Source organism: Streptomyces sp. NPDC001270 (assembly GCF_042896695.1).
Taxonomy (GTDB): Bacteria; Actinomycetota; Actinomycetes; order Streptomycetales; family Streptomycetaceae; genus Streptomyces.
This window is the reverse complement of record NZ_JBIAXM010000004.1, coordinates 1-19,181: the sequence shown is the minus strand read 5'-3', so window position 1 is coordinate 19,181 and position 19,181 is coordinate 1. Positions and strand designations below refer to the sequence as shown.

15 protein-coding genes and 1 tRNA gene are annotated in these 19,181 nt (G+C 70.2%); 13 read left to right on the top strand and 3 right to left on the bottom strand.

The genetic code is table 11. The annotated features are described in order from the left end of the window. Window positions 1-140 precede the first annotated feature (140 nt). From ACFY2B_RS08390 to ACFY2B_RS08360, 7 genes are all read left to right on the top strand, one after another. On the top strand, window positions 141-1,181 hold the full coding sequence (locus ACFY2B_RS08390; RefSeq protein ID WP_390762366.1) for an ABC transporter substrate-binding protein: 1,041 nt from the start codon (window positions 141-143) through the stop codon (window positions 1,179-1,181). A 121-nt stretch (window positions 1,182-1,302) separates the two neighbouring features. Beyond that, window positions 1,303-2,196 carry a siderophore-interacting protein gene (locus ACFY2B_RS08385; RefSeq protein WP_390762365.1) on the top strand — a complete coding sequence of 298 codons (894 nt, stop codon included), beginning with the start codon at window positions 1,303-1,305 and terminating at the stop codon, window positions 2,194-2,196. 128 nt (window positions 2,197-2,324) lie between these two features. Next, window positions 2,325-3,767, top strand: a complete 1,443-nt coding sequence (gene desA / locus ACFY2B_RS08380; RefSeq protein WP_390762364.1) for a lysine decarboxylase DesA — start codon at window positions 2,325-2,327, stop codon at window positions 3,765-3,767. Next, the gene (locus ACFY2B_RS08375) at window positions 3,751-5,028 is read left to right on the top strand and encodes a lysine N(6)-hydroxylase/L-ornithine N(5)-oxygenase family protein (protein ID WP_390762363.1); all 1,278 of its coding nucleotides are present in this window, start codon (window positions 3,751-3,753) and stop codon (window positions 5,026-5,028) included. Before desA ends, ACFY2B_RS08375 begins: the two co-directional genes overlap by 17 nt. Then, on the top strand, window positions 5,025-5,549 hold the full coding sequence (locus ACFY2B_RS08370; RefSeq protein WP_390762362.1) for a GNAT family N-acetyltransferase: 525 nt from the start codon (window positions 5,025-5,027) through the stop codon (window positions 5,547-5,549). The genes ACFY2B_RS08375 and ACFY2B_RS08370 overlap by 4 nt, the downstream gene beginning before the upstream one ends. After that, window positions 5,546-7,324: an IucA/IucC family protein gene (locus ACFY2B_RS08365; protein WP_390762361.1), complete on the top strand. Its 1,779-nt coding sequence runs from the start codon at window positions 5,546-5,548 to the stop codon at window positions 7,322-7,324. The genes ACFY2B_RS08370 and ACFY2B_RS08365 overlap by 4 nt, the downstream gene beginning before the upstream one ends. 40 nt (window positions 7,325-7,364) lie before the next feature. Continuing rightward, window positions 7,365-8,249 (top strand): DUF4429 domain-containing protein, encoded by an 885-nt coding sequence (locus ACFY2B_RS08360; protein ID WP_390762360.1) that lies wholly within the window; start codon window positions 7,365-7,367, stop codon window positions 8,247-8,249. Between the two features lie 52 nt (window positions 8,250-8,301). Here ACFY2B_RS08360 and ACFY2B_RS08355 read toward each other — a convergent pair whose 3' ends face one another. Further along, a complete protein-coding gene (locus tag ACFY2B_RS08355) occupies window positions 8,302-9,867 on the bottom strand; it encodes a purple acid phosphatase family protein (protein WP_390762359.1) in 1,566 nt (521 codons plus the stop codon). 176 nt (window positions 9,868-10,043) lie between these two features. Here ACFY2B_RS08355 and ACFY2B_RS08350 point away from each other — a divergent pair, with 176 nt between their 5' ends. Together ACFY2B_RS08350 and glmS are read left to right on the top strand one after the other, a co-directional pair. Beyond that, window positions 10,044-10,301, top strand: coding sequence for a hypothetical protein (locus ACFY2B_RS08350; RefSeq protein WP_390762358.1), 258 nt, complete (start codon window positions 10,044-10,046; stop codon window positions 10,299-10,301). 74 nt (window positions 10,302-10,375) lie between these two features. Then, a complete protein-coding gene (gene glmS, locus ACFY2B_RS08345) occupies window positions 10,376-12,193 on the top strand; it encodes a glutamine--fructose-6-phosphate transaminase (isomerizing) (protein WP_390762357.1) in 1,818 nt (605 codons plus the stop codon). 96 nt (window positions 12,194-12,289) lie between these two features. Here glmS and ACFY2B_RS08340 read toward each other — a convergent pair whose 3' ends face one another. Both ACFY2B_RS08340 and ACFY2B_RS08335 read right to left on the bottom strand, forming a co-directional pair. Beyond that, the gene (locus ACFY2B_RS08340) at window positions 12,290-12,856 is read right to left on the bottom strand and encodes a GPR1/FUN34/YaaH family transporter (protein WP_390762356.1); all 567 of its coding nucleotides are present in this window, start codon (window positions 12,854-12,856) and stop codon (window positions 12,290-12,292) included. Between the two features lie 222 nt (window positions 12,857-13,078). Beyond that, on the bottom strand, window positions 13,079-13,606 hold the full coding sequence (locus ACFY2B_RS08335) for a universal stress protein (protein WP_390762355.1): 528 nt from the start codon (window positions 13,604-13,606) through the stop codon (window positions 13,079-13,081). 539 nt (window positions 13,607-14,145) lie between these two features. Between ACFY2B_RS08335 and ACFY2B_RS08330 the strand changes: the two genes are divergently transcribed. From ACFY2B_RS08330 to ACFY2B_RS08315, 4 genes are all read left to right on the top strand, one after another. Further along, window positions 14,146-14,331, top strand: coding sequence for a hypothetical protein (locus ACFY2B_RS08330; protein WP_390762354.1), 186 nt, complete (start codon window positions 14,146-14,148; stop codon window positions 14,329-14,331). Window positions 14,332-14,710: 379 nt separating this feature from the next. Further along, window positions 14,711-15,913, top strand: a complete 1,203-nt coding sequence (locus ACFY2B_RS08325; protein ID WP_390762353.1) for a helix-turn-helix domain-containing protein — start codon at window positions 14,711-14,713, stop codon at window positions 15,911-15,913. A 139-nt stretch (window positions 15,914-16,052) separates the two neighbouring features. After that, complete coding sequence (orn, locus tag ACFY2B_RS08320; RefSeq protein WP_390762352.1) at window positions 16,053-16,658, top strand: oligoribonuclease; 606 nt, start codon at window positions 16,053-16,055, stop codon at window positions 16,656-16,658. A gap of 184 nt (window positions 16,659-16,842) precedes the next feature. Next, a tRNA-His gene (locus ACFY2B_RS08315) sits at window positions 16,843-16,915 on the top strand. Window positions 16,916-19,181 lie beyond the last annotated feature (2,266 nt).

The following is a 19,181-nucleotide window of genomic DNA, read 5'->3' as shown; positions in this document are numbered from 1 at the left end:
GTGCAGGACAAGCGGCCCCTTTCGCGGGCACCACGGAGGGGGCCGTTCCCATGCCTGCCCCCTTGGGCAGAGTCTGAGGTTAGGCTAACCTAATCTCGACCTCGGTCCCGTGACCCCCAGCCCGAAAGCAGAGCACACCCATGTCCAACGCCAGACCCGCCCGCCTCTCCCGCCGTGGACTGCTCGCCACCGGCGGCGCCCTCGGACTCGGTGCCGCGCTCGCGGCCTGCGGCGACGGCGACAAAAAGAGCGGCGGGTCGGGCGGCGGGGCGGCGGCCGCGGCCGGTCCCTGGACCTTCAAGGACGACCGCGGAGAGACCGTCAGGGCCGACAAGGTCCCGTCGAACATCGTCGCGTTCGTCGGGGTCGCCGCCGCGCTCTACGACTACGGCGTCCAGTGCAAGGGCGTCTTCGGCCCGACCACGGCCAAGGACGGCAAGGCCGACGTCCAGGCCGGCGACCTGGACGTCGGGAAGGTGACCGTCCTCGGCAACGCGTGGGGCCAGTTCAACATCGAGAAGTACGCCTCGCTCGGCCCCGACGTGCTCATCTCCACCCTGTTCGACGACAAGGGCACGCTCTGGTACGTCCCGGAGGAGTCGAAGGACAAGATCGAGGCCGTCGGCGCCCCCACCGTGGGCATCTCCGTCTACGACCGCCAGCTCACCGAGCCGTTGCAGCGCATGCTCGCGCTGGCCGGGTCGCTGGGCGCGGACACCTCGTCGAGCAAGGTCACCGAGGCCAAGAAGCGTTTCGAGGACGCGGCCGCCCGGCTGCGCGCCGCCGCCAAGGCCAAGCCCGGCATCAAGGTGATGGCCGCCTCCGCGAGCCAGGACCTGTTCTACGTCTCCGGCACCAACCTCTCGATCGACCTGGAGTACTTCAAGGCCCTCGGCGTGAACTTCGTCGAGCCCCCGGAGAAGGCGAAGCCCGGCGGCTGGTTCGAGTCGCTCAGCTGGGAGAACGTCGACAAGTACGCCGCGGACGTCATCATGATGGACAACCGCTCCTCCGCCATCCAGCCCGCCGACATCACCGAGGCCACCTGGAAGCAGCTCCCGGCGGTCAAGGCGGGCCAGGTCATCGCCCGCAACCCTGAGCCGATCCTGTCCTACGACAAGTGCGTCCCGCTGCTCGACGACCTCGCGGAGGCCATCGAGAAGGCGAAGAAGGTCAGCTGATGCCCGCCGTCGGGAGGGCCACGGAGTCCGCGGAAGCGTCCTCGGAAGCGCGCGGCGGACCGCACGGTTCCGGGCGCCCCGCAGGCCGGCCGCCCTCCCGCGCGACGCCCCAGGAGCCCTGATGACAACGGCCGTAGCCGCCCCGTACCGCTTCTTCCCCCTCCAGGTCGTACGGACGAGGCGGCTCGGGCCGTCGCTCGTCCGGGTCGGCTTCGCCGGACCCGGCCTGGCGGACTTCAGGTCCGACGGACGGGACCAGTCCCTGTCGCTGTTCCTGCCGCGGCCGGGCCGGCGCGACCCGGTCGTCCCGCTGGACCTCGGCGACGACTGGTGGCCGGCCTGGCGCGCGCTGCCGGACGACGTCCGGGCGGTGATGCGCTCCTACACGCTGCGCGCGCTGCGCCGCGACGCGCTGGGCCGTACCACCGAGATCGACATCGACTTCGCCCTGCACGGCGTCACGTCCGACGGCTCCGCCGCTCCCGGCGGCGCTCAGGCGGGTGAACGGCCGTCGTCCCCCGCGGGCCCCGCCTCCCGCTGGGCCGCCGCCGCGCGGCCCGGAGACCGGGTGCTGGTGCTCGGCCCGGTGGTCGCCGACAACCGGGCGATCCGCTTCCGCCCGCCCGAGGACACGGATCTGGTCGTGCTGTGGGGCGACGAGACCGCCGTACCGGCCGCCACGTCCGTGCTGGAGTCCCTGCCGGCCGGTCTGCGCGTCCGCGCCTGGTTCGAGGTGCCGCACGCCGGTGACGTGCAGGACGTGCCGACCGAGGCGGACGCGGAGATCACCTGGCTCGTCCGCGACGAGGGCTCGCCCGCCGCCGTCGATGCGCTGCGGGCCGCCCGGCTGCCGTCGGCGGAGCACCCCTACGTCTGGATCGCGGGCGAGTCGGGCCAGGTGAAGGAGTTGCGCCGGCACTTCGTCGGCGAGCGCGGGATCGACCGCCGGCGCGTCACCTTCGTCGGCTACTGGCGCCGGGGGCTGAGCGAGGAGCAGTTCCGCGAGGCGGAGTAACTCCCGCTGAAGTGACGGCAGTCACGGGAGGGGCGGGTTTCCGGAATTACAACTTAGGTTAGCCTTACCTAAGTGGGAAACCGCCCCTCTCCCCGTCCCGCCCGGACCGTCCCCTCGGAGGACCCCGCATGCGCTCGCACCTGCTCAATGACCTCACCGCGGAGCACTACCGCCGCTCCGTGACCGAAGGAGTAGAGCGGGTGGCGGCCAAACTCGCCACCACGGAGCGACCGTTCACCGGCGTCACGGTCGACACCCTCGCCCCGCGCGTCGAGCGGATCGACCTCGACCGCCCCCTGCACGACACGGCCGCGGTGCTCGACGAGCTGGAGGAGATCTACCTCCGCGACGCGGTCTACTTCCACCACCCCCGCTACCTCGCCCACCTCAACTGCCCGGTGGTCATCCCGGCCGTCGTCGGCGAGGCCGTCCTGTCCGCCGTGAACTCCTCCCTGGACACCTGGGACCAGTCGGCCGGCGGCACCCTCATCGAACGCCGGCTCATCGACTGGACGGCCGCCCGCATCGGCCTCGGCCCGGCCGCCGACGGAGTCTTCACCTCCGGCGGCACCCAGTCCAACCTCCAGGCGCTGCTGCTCGCCCGCGAGGAGGCCAAGACCGGCTCGCTCGGCAGACTGCGCATCCTCGCCTCCGAGGCGAGCCACTTCAGCGTGCAGAAGGCGGCGAAACTGCTGGGCCTCGGTCAGGACGCCGTCATCCCGGTCCCCGTCGACCGGGACAGGCGGATGCGGACCGTCGCCCTCGCCCGCGAACTGGAGCGCTGCACGCGGGACGGCCTCGTCGCGATGGCCGTCGTCGCCACCGCCGGGACCACCGACTTCGGATCCATCGACCCGCTGCCCGAGATCGCCGCACTGTGCGCCCGGTACGGGGTGTGGCTGCACGTGGACGCCGCCTACGGCTGCGGACTGCTCGCCTCCGTCAAGTACCGGGACCGCCTCGCGGGCATCGAGCGCGCCGACTCGGTCACCGTCGACTACCACAAGTCCTTCTTCCAGCCGGTGAGTTCGTCCGCCGTGCTGGTCCGGGACGGCGCCACCCTGCGGCACGCCACCTACCACGCGGACTACCTCAACCCCCGCCGCACCGCACCGGAGCGCGTCCCCAACCAGGTCGACAAGTCCCTCCAGACCACCCGCCGCTTCGACGCCCTCAAGCTGTGGCTGACCCTGCGCACCATGGGCGCCGACGGCATAGGCGAACTCTTCGACGAGGTCTGCGACCTGGCCCGGGACGGCTGGCGGCTGCTGGCCGCCGACCCGCGCTTCGACGTGGTCGTCGAGCCCGCGCTCTCCACCCTGGTCTTCCGCTGCGTCCCGGCGGGCGTCACCGACCCGGCCGAGATCGACCGCGCCAACCTGCACGCCCGCAAGGCGCTGTTCGCCTCCGGTGACGCGGTGGTCGCCGCCACCCGGGTCGACGGCCGCCACTACCTGAAGTTCACCCTGCTCAATCCCGAGACCACGACCGCCGACATCGCCGCCGTCCTTGACCTGATCGCCGGCCACGCCGAGCAGTACCTGGGAGCATCCCTTGACCGCGCGTCCTGACACCCGAAGCAAGACCTACGATTTCGTGGGGATCGGCCTGGGCCCCTTCAACCTCGGCCTCGCCTGCCTGACCGAGCCGATCGCCGAACTCGACGGCGTCTTCCTGGAGGCCAAGCCGGACTTCTCCTGGCACGCCGGGATGTTCCTCGACGGCGCCCACCTCCAGACCCCGTTCATGTCGGACCTGGTCACCCTGGCCGACCCGACCTCGGAGTTCTCCTTCCTCAACTACCTGAAGGAGAAGGGCCGCCTCTACTCCTTCTACATCCGCGAGAACTTCTACCCGCTGCGGGTCGAGTACGACGACTACTGCCGCTGGGCGGCCTCGAAGCTGAGCGGCGTCCGGTTCGGCACGACGGTCACCGAGGTGACGTACGACGACGGGCTGTACACGGCGCACACCCGGGCCGGCGAGACGTTCCGCGCCCGCCACCTGGTCCTCGGCACCGGCACCCCGCCCTACCTCCCCGAGGCGTGCCGGGGCCTCGGCGGCGACCTCCTGCACAACTCCCGCTACCTGGAGCACAAGGAGCGGCTGCTGGCCAAGGAGTCGATCACGCTGGTCGGCAGCGGCCAGTCGGCCGCCGAGATCTACCACGACCTGCTCGGCGGGATCGACGTGCACGGCTACCGGCTGAACTGGGTCACCCGCTCCCCGCGCTTCTTCCCGCTGGAGTACACGAAACTCACCCTGGAGATGACCTCCCCGGAGTACGTCGACTACTACCACGCGCTGCCGGAGGCCACCCGCTACCGCCTCACCGCCCAGCAGAAGGGCCTGTTCAAGGGCATCGACGGGGATCTGGTCGACGACATCTTCGACCTGCTCTACCAGAAGAACCTCGGCGGGCCCGTCCCCACCCGCCTGATCACCAACTCCTCACTGGAGCAGGCGAGTTACCAGGACGGCCACTACACCCTGACCTTCCGCCAGCAGGAGCAGGGCAAGGACTTCGAGCTGCGCTCGGAGGGCCTCGTCCTCGCCACCGGCTACCGGTACACCGAGCCCGCCTTCCTGAAGCCCGTCCGCGACCGGCTGCGCTACGACACGCAGGGCAACTTCGACGTGGCCCGCAACTACACCATCGACGTGACCGGCCGGGGCGTCTTCCTGCAGAACGCGGGCGTGCACGCACACAGCATCACCAGCCCCGACCTGGGCATGGGCGCGTACCGCAACAGCTACATCATCCGGGAGCTGCTCGGCACCGAGTACTACCCGGTCGAGAAGACGATCGCGTTCCAGGAGTTTTCGGTATGAACTTCACCTTCCGTCCCCTCGACCCGCTCACGGACGCCGAGTTGCTGCACTCCTGGGTCACCCACCCCAAGGCCGCGTTCTGGATGATGCAGGACGCCAGACTGGAGGACGTCGAGCGCGCCTACATGGAGATCGCGGCCGACGAGCACCACCACGCCCTGCTGGGCCTGCTGGACGGCGAGCCCGCCTTCCTGATGGAGCGCTACGACCCGGCCCACCGGGAACTGGTCGGCCTGTACGAGCCGGAGGCGGGTGACGTCGGCATGCACTTCCTGGTCCCGGCCACGGACACCCCGGTGCACGGCTTCACCCGGGCCGTCATCACCGCCGTTCTCGCGCACCTCTTCGACGACCCGGCGACCCACCGGATCGTGGTCGAACCGGACATACGCAACAAGGCGGTGCACGCGTTGAACGAGGCAGTCGGGTTCCGGCCCGAACGGGAGATCCGCAAGCCGGAGAAGGCGGCGCTGCTGAGCTTCTGCACCCGTGCGCGGTTCGAGCGGGCGGTGGCGGCATGACCCTCGCCGACGCCGTGGCCCACCTCTCCCCCCAGCGCTGGGAGCAGGCCAACCGGCTGCTGGTCCGCAAGGCACTCGCCGAGTTCGCGCACGAACGCCTGATCACCCCCGAACGGGACGGTGCCGGAGCCGACGGATACGTCGTGCGCAGCGACGACGGACTGACCCGCTACCGCTTCACCGCGACCCGCCGCGCCCTCGACCACTGGGAGATCGACGCCCACTCGATCACCCGGCACCGCGACGAGGCCGAACTCCCGCTCGCCGCACTGGACTTCTGCATCGAACTGCGGCACGCGCTCGGCCTGAGCGACGAGGTCCTGCCGGTGTACCTGGAGGAGATCTCCGCCACCCTCGCCGGCACCTGCTACAAACTCGCCAAGCCCCCGCTGACCTCCGCGCAACTGGCCCGAGCCGGTTTCCAGGAGATCGAGACCGGCATGACCGAGGGCCACCCCTGCTTCGTCGCCAACAACGGGCGGCTCGGCTTCGGCCTCCACGAGTACCTGTCGTACGCCCCCGAGACCGCGAGCCCGGTCCGCCTCGTCTGGGTCGCCGCGCACCGCTCCCGGGCGGTCTTCACGGCCGGCGCCGGCATCGAGTACGCGTCCTTCCTGCGGCAGGAGCTGGGCGAGCGGACCGTCGAGCGGTTCGAGCGGCGGCTGACCGACCGGGGCCTGGACCCCGCCGACTACGTCTTCATCCCCGTCCACCCGTGGCAGTGGTGGAACAAGCTCACCGTCACCTTCGCCGCCGAGGTCGCCCGCGAGCACCTGGTCTGCCTGGGCGAGGGCGACGACGCCTACCTCGCCCAGCAGTCCATCCGGACCTTCTTCAACACCAGCCACCCGCACAAGCACTATGTGAAGACGGCGCTGTCCGTCCTCAACATGGGCTTCATGCGCGGCCTGTCCGCCGCCTACATGGCGGCCACCCCGGCCATCAACGACTGGCTGGTCCGGCTGATCGACGACGACCCGGTGCTCAAGGCCACCGGCCTCACCGTCATCCGCGAGCGGGCGGCGGTCGGCTACCGGCACCTGGAGTACGAACAGGCCACGGACCGCCACTCGCCGTACCGCAAGATGCTCGCCGCCCTGTGGCGGGAGAGCCCGGTCCCCGCCCTTCAGGAGGGCGAGACGCTCGCCACGATGGCCTCCCTCGCCCATGTCGACCACGAGGGCGCGTCCTTCGCCGGGGCGCTGATCGAGCGGTCGGGGCTGGTGCCCACCCAGTGGCTGCGCCGCTATCTGCGGGCCTACCTCGTGCCGCTGCTGCACAGCTTCTACGCCTACGACCTGGCCTACATGCCGCACGGCGAGAACGTGATCCTGGTGCTGAAGGACGGCATCGTCCAGCGCGCCGTCTTCAAGGACATCGCCGAGGAGATCGTGGTCATGGACCCGGACGCGGTGCTCCCCCCGGAGGTCGCGCGCATCCGCGTCGACGTCCCCGAGGACACGAAACTCCTGTCGATCTTCACGGACGTCTTCGACTGCTTCTTCCGCTTCGTCGCGGCCGGCCTCGCCGCCGAGGGCGTCCTTACGGAGGAGGACTTCTGGCGGACGGTCGCCGAGGTGGCCCGGGAGTACCAGGACTCGGTGCCCTCGCTCGCCGACAGGTTCCGGCAGTACGACCTGTTCGCGCCCGAGTTCGCCCTGTCCTGCCTCAACCGGCTCCAGTTGCGCGACAACCGGCAGATGCTGGACCTGGCGGACCCCTCGGGCGCGCTCCAGCTCGTCGGCAGCCTGCGGAACCCCCTCGCGGACCTGTGACGCGCCCGCGGGGCACGGCGCCTGGTGGAACAATCGCCGTATGGCGGAAATCCTCCAGAAGGACGGCTCCTGGGTGTTCGACGGCGACACCCTCCGGCTCACCCCGGGGCGGGACAAGAGCGTCGGCCTGCTCCGCGGGACCCTCGGGGAACTGCTCGTCCCGCTGGAAGCGCTGGCGGGGATCTCGTTCGAGCAGGGCCGCAGGTCGGGCCGGCTGCGGCTGCGGCTGCGCGACGGCGCGGACCCGCTGCTGCACGCCACCGGCGGCCGGCTCGCCGAGCCGCACGACCCGTACCGGCTCGTCGTCGAGCCGGACCGCTACGGCGTCGCCGAGTACTTCACGGACGCGGTCCGGGCCGCGCTGCTGCTGAACCGGGTGCCGGCCGACCCGGTGACCGCCTACCTGCTGCCGGGCCCGCCCGTCCCGCTGTCGGCCTCCGCCGGGGACGGCACGGCGGTCTTCGACGGTGAGCAGGTCCGCCTGGAGTGGAACTGGAAGACCGAGGAGGCCAAGTCCGCCGCCGGGACCCGGACCCTCGCCGTCGGTGACATCACCGGCGTGGAGTGGCAGCCGGCCGCCGGGCTGGAGAACGGGCAGCTGCGCTTCACCGTGCGGGGCACGGCCGGCCAGGCGCCCGCCAAGTACGACCCCAACGCCGTCGAGCTGTGGGGTTTCAAGCGGGACCCGCTGATGGCGCTGGTCGCCGCCGCCGTGCAGGTCCGGCTGCCGCACCCGTCGGCGCCCCAGGACGCCTGGGAGCCGGACGCCGGGCCGCGGTCGTCCGGGGCACCGGGGCCCGGACCCGCCGACGACCATGACGCGCTGCTGCGGCGGCTGCGCGAACTCGGCGAGCTGCACCGGGACGGGGTGCTCACGGACGAGGAGTTCGGCATGGCGAAGCGGGCGGTCCTCAAACGCATGTGAGGACCGCCCGCACTCGGGTCGGGTGCGTCCCGCCTTCCGGACGCACCCGCCGTCACTTGGCCTTGCGCGCCACGGTGAAGTGGTCGACCTGGTCACCGGTCTCGGCAATGCCGCGCACCGTCAGGGTGGCGTAGCGGCCCTTGGCCGCCGGGGTGACGTCCACCCGCAGGAACGAGTAGTCGAGGTAGCGCACGCGCGACCAGGTGACCGTCTCGTTCTGCTTGCCGTCCTTGGTGTTGATGAAGGAGGCCACGGAGTCGACCTCGTTCTCGTGGCCCTCGTAGGACAGCGGGGCGCTGAACGCGTACAGGCTGCGGCCGGCCGCGCCCGCCGTCACGTAGACGACGCCCTCGGTCTCGGGGTAGGCGGTGCCGCCGATCGGGAGCTTCTTGGTGACGGCGCCCGCCTTGAGGACGTCGGTGCGCTCGTACTGGTGGTTGTGGCCGTTGATGACCAGGTCCACGGTGTACTTCTCGAACAGCGGCACCCACTCGTTGCGCACCCCGCCCTCGGAGGCGTGCGCGGTGGAGGTGCAGTAGGCGCAGTGGTGGAAGAAGACGACGACGAAGTCGATGTCCTTGGCGGCCCGGTACTTCTTCAGCTGGGTCTCCAGCCACTTGGTCTGGGTGCCGCCGGAGATGCCGAGGTTGGCGGGGATCTCGAAGGAGACGTCGTTGGCGTCGAGGGAGATGACCGCGGTGTTGCCGTAGACGAAGGAGTAGACGCCCGGCAGGTGCTCCTTGTCGGGGCCGTTGTCCGGCAGGGTCCAGCGGGCGTCCTCGCCGCCGTAGCCGTTGGGCGAGTACCAGGCTTCCATGTCGTGGTTGCCGTAGGCGGGCATCCACGGCACGGACTTGGCGACCGACTCGGTCTGGGCGAGGAACTGGTCCCAGACGCGGGAGTCGAAGCCGGTGTCGGCGGTCTTGCCCTGGCCGGCCGGGTCGCCGTAGGCGATGTCACCGGCGTGCAGGTGGAAGGCCGGGTTCTGGCCCAGGATCAGGGCGTTGTTGGCGAGGCCGTGGTAGCCGACGCCCTCGTCGCCGAAGGCGGTGAAGGTGAACGCCTTCTTGCCGGCGGGGGCGGTGGTGAAGGTGCCCACGGTGCCCGCGAGGTGCGGCTGGGCCGGGTCGAAGCCCTGGTGGCCGACGCCGTAGTAGTAGGTGCTGCCCGGCCGCAGGTGGGTCAGCTTGGCGTGGACGTAGTACTGCGTGTGGTCGCCGCTCGCGCCGACGCCGGCCGGCGTGTACAGGGTGCGGACCTCGGCGTCGATCTTGCGGGAGAGGTCCCAGGGGTGGGCGCCGATCCGGATGAAGGGCTTCTTGACGGCGACCGGGACCTGCCAGGACACCGTGATCTCGGTGCGCGGGTCGTTGCCGTAGGCGAGGTGCCGGCCGAAGGGGGCGACGTAGGCACCGTCGACGGTCTCGGTGGCGGGAGCGGTCTGCTGGGTCGGGACGGCCGCCTGGGCGACGGCCCCCGGTACGAACGCGCCACCGGCGACCGCGCCGAGCGTGACCGCGCCGCCCCTGATCATCGAGCGCCGCGAGAACCTGGCGCGGAGGTATTCATGCTGCTCGGCCATGCTCATGCGCTCGGCCAACTTCTCGGGTACGCCCATGCGTGGGATGTCCATGGTGTCTGAAACTTGTCTTCACAAACGACCGGGCACAAGACGCCGAATGGACAGTTTGCAAACAGCACCCCATGAAAATTCCAACAGTTTCAAGCCCACACGCCTGCCCGATATCGGGCAGGATCCTTGCGAAACCGCTGCCGGTACCCCAGGATCTACGGGTGCACGATGAACTGGTCGATCACCTGACACGATCCACGGCGCTCGGCCCGGGCGAGGCGCTGCGGGTGATCCAGGACGTGCTCGCCTTCTTCGACGAGACGACCGAGGACTACGTCCGCCGCCGCCACCGCGAACTCCAGGCCCAGGGCCTGGTGAACGCGGCGATCTTCGAACGGATCGAGACGGACCTGAAGTACCGGGCGGTGGCGCCGCCCGAGCTGACGCTCAGACAGCTGCGGCGCATCGTGTACGGCTGAAAACAGTCCAGGGCTGACGACCGACGACCGGTCGACCGATGACCGGTCGACCACGGACAGAGGAATACCTGTATATGTGCGGAATTGTCGGATACATCGGGAAGCGTGATGTCGCGCCGCTGCTCCTGGAGGGCTTGCAGCGTCTGGAGTACCGCGGCTACGACTCCGCGGGCATCGCCATCACCGCCCCGAAGGCGTCGGCCCTGAAGACGGTCAAGGCCAAGGGCCGGGTGCGCGACCTGGAGGCCCGCGTCCCCGCGCGCTTCAAGGGCACCACCGGCATCGCCCACACCCGCTGGGCCACCCACGGCGCCCCCTCCGACCTGAACGCCCATCCGCACCTGTCGGCCGACGGCAAGGTCGCCGTCGTGCACAACGGCATCATCGACAACGCCGCCGACCTGCGCCGCAAGCTGACGGCGGACGGCGTGGAGTTCCTCTCCGAGACCGACACCGAGGTCCTCACCCATCTGATCGCCCGCTCCCCGGCCGAGAAGCTGGAGGACAAGGTCCGCGAGACGCTGCGGGTGGTCGAGGGCACCTACGGCATCGCGGTGCTGCACGCCGACCACCCCGACCGCATCGTGGTGGCCCGCAACGGCTCCCCGGTCGTCCTCGGCATCGGCGAGAAGGAGATGTTCGTCGCCTCCGACGTGGCCGCCCTGGTCGCCCACACCCGCCAGATAGTGACCCTCGACGACGGCGAGATGGCCACCCTCAAGGCCGACGACTTCCGTACCTACACCACGGAGGGCACCCGCACCACCGCCGAGCCGACCACGGTGGAGTGGGAGGCCGAGTCGTACGACATGGGCGGCCACGACACCTACATGCACAAGGAGATCCACGAGCAGGCCGAAGCGGTCGACCGGGTGCTGCGCGGCCGTATCGACGACCGCTTCTCCACCGTGCACCTCGGCGGGCTCAACCTGGACGCCCGCGAGGCCCGGCGGATCCGCCGGGTGAAGATCCTCGGCTGCGGCACCTCCTACCACGCGGGCATGATCGGCGCCCAGATGATCGAGGAGCTGGCCCGCATCCCCGCCGACGCCGAGCCCGCCTCGGAGTTCCGCTACCGCAACGCCGTCGTCGACCCCGACACGCTGTACGTCGCGGTCTCCCAGTCCGGTGAGACGTACGACGTGCTGGCGGCCGTGCAGGAGCTGAAGCGCAAGGGCGCCCGGGTGCTGGGCATCGTCAACGTCGTGGGCTCGGCGATCGCCCGCGAGGCGGACGGCGGCATGTACGTCCACGCCGGCCCTGAGGTGTGCGTGGTGTCCACCAAGTGCTTCACCAACACCACCGTCGCCTTCGCCCTCCTCGCCCTGCACCTGGGCCGCACCCGCGACCTCTCCGTCCGCGACGGCAAGCGGATCATCGAGGGCCTGCGCCGGCTGCCCGAGCAGATCACCGAGATCCTGAAGCAGGAGGAGCAGATCAAGGAGCTGTCCGAGCAGTACGCCGCGGCCCGCTCGATGCTCTTCATCGGCCGCGTCCGCGGCTACCCGGTGGCCCGCGAAGCCTCCCTGAAGCTCAAGGAGGTCTCCTACATCCACGCGGAGGCGTACCCGGCCTCGGAGCTCAAGCACGGCCCGCTCGCGCTGATCGAGCCCGCCCTGCCGACGGTCGCGATCGTGCCGGACGACGACCTGCTGGAGAAGAACCGCGCCGCCCTGGAGGAGATCAAGGCCCGCAGCGGCAAGATCCTCGCGGTGGCCCACCAGGAGCAGCACAAGGCGGACCAGACGATCGTCGTACCGAAGAACGAGGACGAGCTGGACCCGATCCTCATGGGCATCCCGCTCCAGTTGCTCGCCTACCACACGGCGAAGGCCCTGGGCCGCGACATCGACAAGCCGCGCAACCTCGCGAAGTCGGTCACGGTCGAGTAGCCGCCGCGAACGGAACGGACCCCCGTGGGTGCTGCCGGCCACGGGGGTCCGCTCGCTTTCACCGGGGGGACACCCTGCCCCGGCACAGGCTGCCCGTCAGCCGGCGGCCGTCACCCCCCGGCCGGGGGCAGCGCGGCGCGGCAGGACCGTCGGCCAGTGGGCGAGGGCCGCCGTAGCCGCGTACCAGGCCACCGCGCCCGCGGCGACGGCGAACCAGCCGCCGGCCTTCGCGAGCGAGCCGCTGGTCGCGAACTGCGCGATGGCGAGCAGCACCAGGGAGACGAGGAACAGACCGTAGGTGCCCTGCGTGAGCGGATCGCGGCCGGCGAGGGTCAGCGTGAGCGTCACGAGGGCGAACAGGAGCAGGAAGAGTCCGGCGGCGTCGTGCGACACCTGGGTGCCCGCCGAGACGGCCCAGGTGAACCAGAGTGCGCCGAGTACCGAGTAGGCCGTGCCGGTGACGGAGTCGCGGTCGCGGAACGCCAACAGGCCGGCGACGAACAGCGTGACACCACCCACGTAGCGGGCCAGTGACACGGCGTCGGAGGCCGCCACACCGTCGATCACGGCGGTGTGGCCGAGCCCGAAGGCCAACAGGGTGATGCCGAGGGCGAGTCGGCCGACGACCGTGGTGGTGCTTCCCGCTGAGACGTCTTTGTCCATGGCGGGCTCCCTTCATGCAGGTGCAGGAGTGCGGTGACCCGTATATGCCCTTCACAAGGGCACAAATACCTCTACGTGTCGGTGGGTTCGGGCATCGCGGACCCTGCGCACGACCGCGCACATCGAGGTGGCAACGTGCGAAACGGCAGGTGAGGGAGAGGAGTTGAGGGTGTGCGGGACGGCTGGGAACGACTTGGGACGGCCAGGGTCGGTCGAGGACGGCTAGGGGATGACCACCACGGGCCGCTGAGCCCGTTTGGCGAGGCGGCCGGCCACCGAGCCGAAGATCCGGCCCACGATGCCGTGCGTGGAGCCGACGACGATCGCGTCCGCCTCGTACTCCCGCCCCACCTCTTCGAGTTCGTGGCAGATGTCGCCGCCGCGCTCGACGAGGATCCAGGGCACCTCGGCCAGATAGTCCGCACAGGCGAGTTCCAGGCCCAGGACCTCGGTGCGGTGGTCGGGCACGTCGACGAAGACCGGTGGCTCGCAGCCCGCCCACACCGTGGTGGGCAGCCGGTTGGCGACGTGGACGATGATCAGACCCGACTGGGAGCGGTGGGCCATGCCGATCGCGTAGGCGAGGGCGCGCTCACTGGACGTGGAGCCGTCAAAACCGACGACGACTCCGTGCTTGAAGGCTGGATCGCAGGTAGAACGTGACTCTTCAGCCGCCAGGGGATCGGCCGCCGTGGGGTCGGCGACCGGCCGCTTGCGGTCCGCGGGTTCGAAGAATTCGTGACCGGCCATGGATGTCTCGGCGTTGTGATCCTCGTGGGTGGGACGACAGGGTGCGGCGGAGCTGTGTCCGGGAAGCATGTTCCCAACCCCATACCCCCAAGGGTACGGCGGCACGCCTCCTTAAGCCCAGATCCCGCGCGGGCACCGCGGGGTTCCAGGGAGCATGCACGAGGGGACGCGCGGAACGCAATGCTTGGTGCGCTGTACAGGCGGTTTGCACAGGGTTCCCTTACGTGAGCGGCACCCGGCGGTCGCGGCCGTGAGTGACCGACCGCCCGACCACGCGTTGATCAGCGTGAGCCACGCCACAGGGAGCACAGATGTCCGGACCCGCCACCCGTTCCGGGGGACGCCACGCCACCCGGCCCGCCGGGTCCGCCCCGGACGACACCGGGTCCGGCCGGTCCGCCCGGCCCGAGCCGTCACCCCCGCCCCCACCTTCCGCATCACCGTCCCCAGCGCCCTCATCACCCCCGTCCGCCCCCTCAGCCCCCTCCGCTCCGGCCGGGTCCGCCCCGGACGCGGCGACCGACGTCGTCCGCTGGGGCGTGTTCAGCTGCTTCCTGGTCCCCGTGGTCCTCCTCTGGTACGGCGCCTCGCTCGCCGGTACCGCCGGCACCGCCTTCGGCCTCGCCGCCGTCACCGCCGCCTGCCGCGTCCTGCTGCGTCGCTCCGAACGTTGCGCACAGCAAAGAGGCGGACGTCACACCCGGGGCGGTACACCGGTCGGCTGACCGGTTTTTATGCACGCGTCCGCTGGTTTTCAGCCAACTTCTGAACCCCCTCCCGGCCGTGGGTCGAGCACCCCCAAACCCCCGTTCCACCTGCACGGAAAGGGTCCCGGAGGGCATCCGCACCCTACGCGGTTTGGCCACTACGACGAGGCGCACTTCCCTACGCGGCACACGAGTGCAACGCTTCGTGATCGAATGCTTCACGCCAAGTTGTCATGTCGACAATGTGCCACTTGTCGAACTGGTCACCGTGGCACATCGGGACACAGTAGATTCGATCTTGATTGTCGTATGGCGGGGGACTCGTGCAGGACCGAGGGGAAACGTGCAGGAGCGACACAACCGAGGAGCCGCGACCACCGAGGGGGGCTTAGCAGGGATGAGCCACGACTCCACTGCCGCGCCGGAAGCCGCGGCCCGGAAACTTTCCGGGCGCCGCCGCAAGGAGATCGTCGCGGTGCTGCTGTTCAGCGGCGGCCCCATCTTCGAAAGTTCCATACCGCTGTCGGTGTTCGGCATCGACCGCCAGGACGCCGGAGTACCGCGCTACCGCCTGTTGGTGGCCGCCGGTGAGGAAAGCCCGCTGCGGACCACAGGGGGCCTGGAACTCACCGCGCCACACGGCCTGGAAGCGATCTCCCGCGCGGGTACGGTCGTCGTGCCGGCCTGGCGGTCGATCACCGCGCCGCCGCCCGAGGACGCACTCGACGCGCTGCGCCGCGCACACGAGGAGGGCGCCCGCATCGTGGGGCTGTGCACCGGCGCGTTCGTCCTGGCGGCCGCGGGCCTGCTGGACGGCCGCCCGGCCACCACCCACTGGATGTACGCACCGACGCTGGCCAAGCGCTACCCGTCGGTGCACGTCGATCCCAGAGAGCTGTTCGTCGACGACGGCGACGTCCTGACGTCGGCGGGCACGGCCGCCGGGATCGACCTGTGCCTGCACATCGTGCGCACGGACCACGGCAACGAGGCGGCCGGCGCGCTCGCCCGGCGCCTGGTGGTCCCGCCGCGCCGCAGCGGCGGTCAGGAGCGCTACCTCGACCGGTCTTTACCGGAGGAGATCGGCGCCGACCCGCTGGCCGAGGTCGTCGCCTGGGCGCTGGAGCACCTCCACGAGCAGTTCGACGTGGAGACGCTGGCCGCGCGCGCGTACATGAGCCGCCGTACGTTCGACCGCCGCTTCCGCTCGCTCACCGGGAGCGCGCCGTTGCAGTGGCTGATCACCCAGCGCGTGCTCCAGGCCCAGCGGCTGCTGGAGACGTCGGACTACTCGGTGGACGAGGTCGCCGGCCGCTGCGGCTTCCGCTCCCCGGTGGCGCTGCGCGGACACTTCCGCCGCCAGCTGGGCTCCTCCCCCGCCGCCTACCGCGCCGCCTACCGGGCCCGCAGGCCGCAGGGCGAGCGGTCGCTGGACGGCGAGACCGCGCTGTCCCAGGCCGGGCCCGGTGGGCCGGGGGCCGCGGGGCTGACCGGCCCGGTCGGAGCGGTGCCCGCCCTGCTGCACCCGGAGAGCGGGGTGCCGATGCAGGCGCGGCGCGCGGCCGCGATGAGCCTGCCGGGGCCGCGGACCGGCGCATGACGCGATGAGGGGGCAGGGGTCCGGGTGCGGTACACCGGGCCCCTGTTCCGTTTCCGGACCGGCGGCGGCGCCGTACGCCGCGCCGTGACCCCGCGCACGGCCGGCTCCGTAAACGGCTACGGGCCGTAAGGTTAGACATATGAACGATCGCATGGTGTGGATCGACTGCGAGATGACCGGCCTCTCGCTGTCCGACGACGCGCTCATCGAGGTTGCCGCCCTCGTCACCGACTCCGAGCTGAACGTGCTCGGCGAGGGTGTGGACATCGTCATCCGTCCGCCGGACGCGGCGCTGAAGACGATGCCCGAGGTGGTGCGCGAGATGCACACCGCGTCCGGGCTGCTCGACGAGCTGCCCGGCGGGACCACGCTGGCCGACGCGGAGGAGCGGGTCCTGGCCTATGTACGGGAGCACGTGAAGGAGCCGGGCAAGGCCCCGCTGTGCGGCAACTCCGTCGGCACCGACCGCGGCTTCCTGCTGCGCGACATGCCCACGCTGGAGGACTACCTCCACTACCGGATCGTGGACGTCTCCAGCGTCAAGGAACTCGCCCGCCGCTGGTACCCGCGCGCCTACTTCAACAGCCCGGAGAAGAACGGCAACCACCGGGCCCTCGCCGACATCCGCGAGTCCATCGCCGAGCTGCGCTACTACCGCGAGGCCATCTTCGTCCCCCAGCCGGGCCCCGACTCGGACACCGCCAGGACGATCGCGGCCAAGCACGTCCTGCCCGCGGCGCACTGAGCACTCCGCGCCGGCCGCGGCGGTACGGCCGGAAGCCGCGGCCGGCGAGGGCGGACGGGACCGCCGGCAGGGACGTTCAGAGGCACGGCGGTGGACACCGGGAAAGCCGTGCGCGAGCACCCCTTCGGACCCTGTACACTTTTTCTCGGCCGGTCGGAGAATCACTCAGTAGCCGCTGGTCATGGTGGGTGTAGCTCAGCTGGTAGAGCACCTGGTTGTGGTCCAGGATGTCGCGGGTTCGAGTCCCGTCACTCACCCTGCTGATCGAGGCCCCTGACCTGGGAAAGGTCAGGGGCCTCGATGTTTGCCCGGCTCACGGGGGCCAGGTGGGAGCACAGTTGTCCGACAGGGCCCGAAGATCATCTGCTGGCACGACGGGCAGCTCTCTCAGGAGCACGGGGAGAAGCAGCCCTGGGAGAAGCAGGCGTCTGGACCGGAGCGGAACCGGGCCGGGAGCGGGCGCTCCTGTCGCCATCAGCCTCCGAATCCGGCGTGGGAGCGGGCAGGGGCGGCGCATACAGGTGGGCTGCTACTGGCGGGACCGGCTGGGGCGTCGACGAAAACGGGTCGGGCGTTACTGGCGGAGTCTGGCCGGTCACGGCCGACAGGAACGGACTGGACGGCTCCGGCAGAAGTGGGCCGGGCGTTGCAGGCGGAGTCTGACTGGTCACCGCCGGCAGAAGCGGACTGGGCACCTCCAGAAGCGGCCTGGGCAGCTCCGACAAAGGCACGCCAGATGTTGCCGGTGCGGCTATCTGGGCTGCCACAATCGGGTTGAGGGGAACAGGAGAGGTCGATTCGGACGCAGGAGCCGGCTGGTAATCGGGTTGTTCCAGATCCACTGCGGGTGAAGATCTCTGTGTGAGGTGTTCACGGAGCAACAGCCCGAGCCGCACCGCCTGTGCCACCGTGATTATTCCCGCCCCAGCGGATTGCAACGCGTTGCTTGCCGGCGTGCCCTTTTCCAACGCGGCCCCCAGGCCCCACGTGATGGCACCAGCTGCACCGATTCCGCCCGCTACCAACGCCTTGCTGTGCTTCACGAACGCCTTGTCATGCTTGGCGTCCAAGAACAATCCCGATGCCAAATTCACAAAAGCCACTGTGCGGGCCACCCGAACTCCCGTGGGATCTACTCCCGGGAGACTTGAGGTCATGAACGCCACACCCTCGGACGCACCAACCAGATCTCTGACCCAGCCCTCTTTTCCCTGGTAATATCGGAGTCCCGCAGAGGTCAGGCTGGCGACGGCATTCGTGGCGGGCCCCATGACTTTCCCGACAGTATTGCCTGCCCCTACCCCGGCCCCCCACAGAATGTGACCGGCGAAAGCGGCTGCGTTTATCGCGGCCGTCTGACTGTCCGTGGAATAATTCTGCGCGACTTTTACCGCATTTTGGCCGGCGAGAAAACCCAAGCCGACCGCCTGGCCGACCGCCTGCTTAATGGGGTCACTCATTCCATTACCAACGGCCAACGCACTCCAGCCGGCCCCCGAGACGAAACCTTTCGCCATGTCCCACCAGAGGTCTTTGCGTCCGCTCGCATGGCGCTGCGTCTCGCCGCCGGAGGCTGGTGGCGGAGGCCCTCCCTCCTCCGATCTCCTCAAAGGAATGCTCACCCCCGCTGCGGGGTGAGCATCTGGACCAACCACCGACTCAGCCATGTGAGCGCCTTTCGCTCCGACCTCGGATATATGAGGGTTCCACTTGCCGCACTGCGGGTAGTTCGCACACCCAGGGCAACCGCCCGGGGTCCACGAAGCCTTGCGGTGATCCCCTACATCCCCGACGTCGACGGGACGGTGCTCAGACTTCGTCGTCTGGGACGAGAGTCCACAGAAAGGCTCTGGACGCTCCCGGAGCGAACATACGTTACAGAGATTTCACACACCAGTGCCCTGTCGTTAACAATTTGGTCTCCATGCACCGCCGCGACGGGCCGGGTTGGAGCATGGGGGCACAAGCAGCTGATAGTTGATCTTCACGCCCGCCTCGGCGGCCCCGGCACGCTCGCCTGGGACAACTACGCCGGGCATACCAGCACAGAAGTACGCGAGTGGGCCATGAGACAGGAGCGCCGGCCGGGGATCGTCCGGCTGCCGCCGTACGCGCCCGAGCCGGATCGGTGAATCTCCTGTGCAAGATCGCCAGAGACGTTTTCACGAACGCGCGGATTCCGCTCGATTCGTGAGTCGGCGAAGGCTGCCGAGGCAAGGCCCAGCAAGATCAACCAGCGGGATCACGAAGGCGCCCGCCACCGGCGATCGTGACCGTCCAGTCGCGTTGCGCGCCGCACCCACCAGAGGCCGGCGCGCAACGCTGCCACTATGCCGCCCGCGACAGACGAGAGCACGAATCGCGGGGGGGGGGGGGGGGGGGGGGGGGGGGGGGGGGGGGGGGGGGCGCGCGCGGGGGGGGGGGGGGGGGGGGGGGGGGGGGGGGGGTGGGGGGGGGGGGGGGGGGGGGGGGCGGGGCCGGGGCCCCCGCCGGGGGGGCACCACACCCCCTCCCGGGTTAGGC

Bases quoted from the DNA above. Each gene is read 5' to 3' on its own strand.
- ACFY2B_RS08390 (WP_390762366.1), top strand. From the start codon at position 141: ATGTCCAACGCCAGACCCGCCCGCCTCTCCCGCCGTGGACTGCTCGCC.
- ACFY2B_RS08385 (WP_390762365.1), top strand. From the start codon at position 1,303: ATGACAACGGCCGTAGCCGCCCCGTACCGCTTCTTCCCCCTCCAGGTC.
- desA (WP_390762364.1), top strand. From the start codon at position 2,325: ATGCGCTCGCACCTGCTCAATGACCTCACCGCGGAGCACTACCGCCGC.
- ACFY2B_RS08370 (WP_390762362.1), top strand. From the start codon at position 5,025: ATGAACTTCACCTTCCGTCCCCTCGACCCGCTCACGGACGCCGAGTTG.
- ACFY2B_RS08365 (WP_390762361.1), top strand. From the start codon at position 5,546: ATGACCCTCGCCGACGCCGTGGCCCACCTCTCCCCCCAGCGCTGGGAG.
- ACFY2B_RS08360 (WP_390762360.1), top strand. From the start codon at position 7,365: ATGGCGGAAATCCTCCAGAAGGACGGCTCCTGGGTGTTCGACGGCGAC.
- ACFY2B_RS08355 (WP_390762359.1), bottom strand. From the start codon at position 9,867: ATGGGCGTACCCGAGAAGTTGGCCGAGCGCATGAGCATGGCCGAGCAG.
- glmS (WP_390762357.1), top strand. From the start codon at position 10,376: ATGTGCGGAATTGTCGGATACATCGGGAAGCGTGATGTCGCGCCGCTG.
- ACFY2B_RS08340 (WP_390762356.1), bottom strand. From the start codon at position 12,856: ATGGACAAAGACGTCTCAGCGGGAAGCACCACCACGGTCGTCGGCCGA.
- ACFY2B_RS08335 (WP_390762355.1), bottom strand. From the start codon at position 13,606: ATGGCCGGTCACGAATTCTTCGAACCCGCGGACCGCAAGCGGCCGGTC.
- ACFY2B_RS08325 (WP_390762353.1), top strand. From the start codon at position 14,711: ATGAGCCACGACTCCACTGCCGCGCCGGAAGCCGCGGCCCGGAAACTT.
- orn (WP_390762352.1), top strand. From the start codon at position 16,053: ATGAACGATCGCATGGTGTGGATCGACTGCGAGATGACCGGCCTCTCG.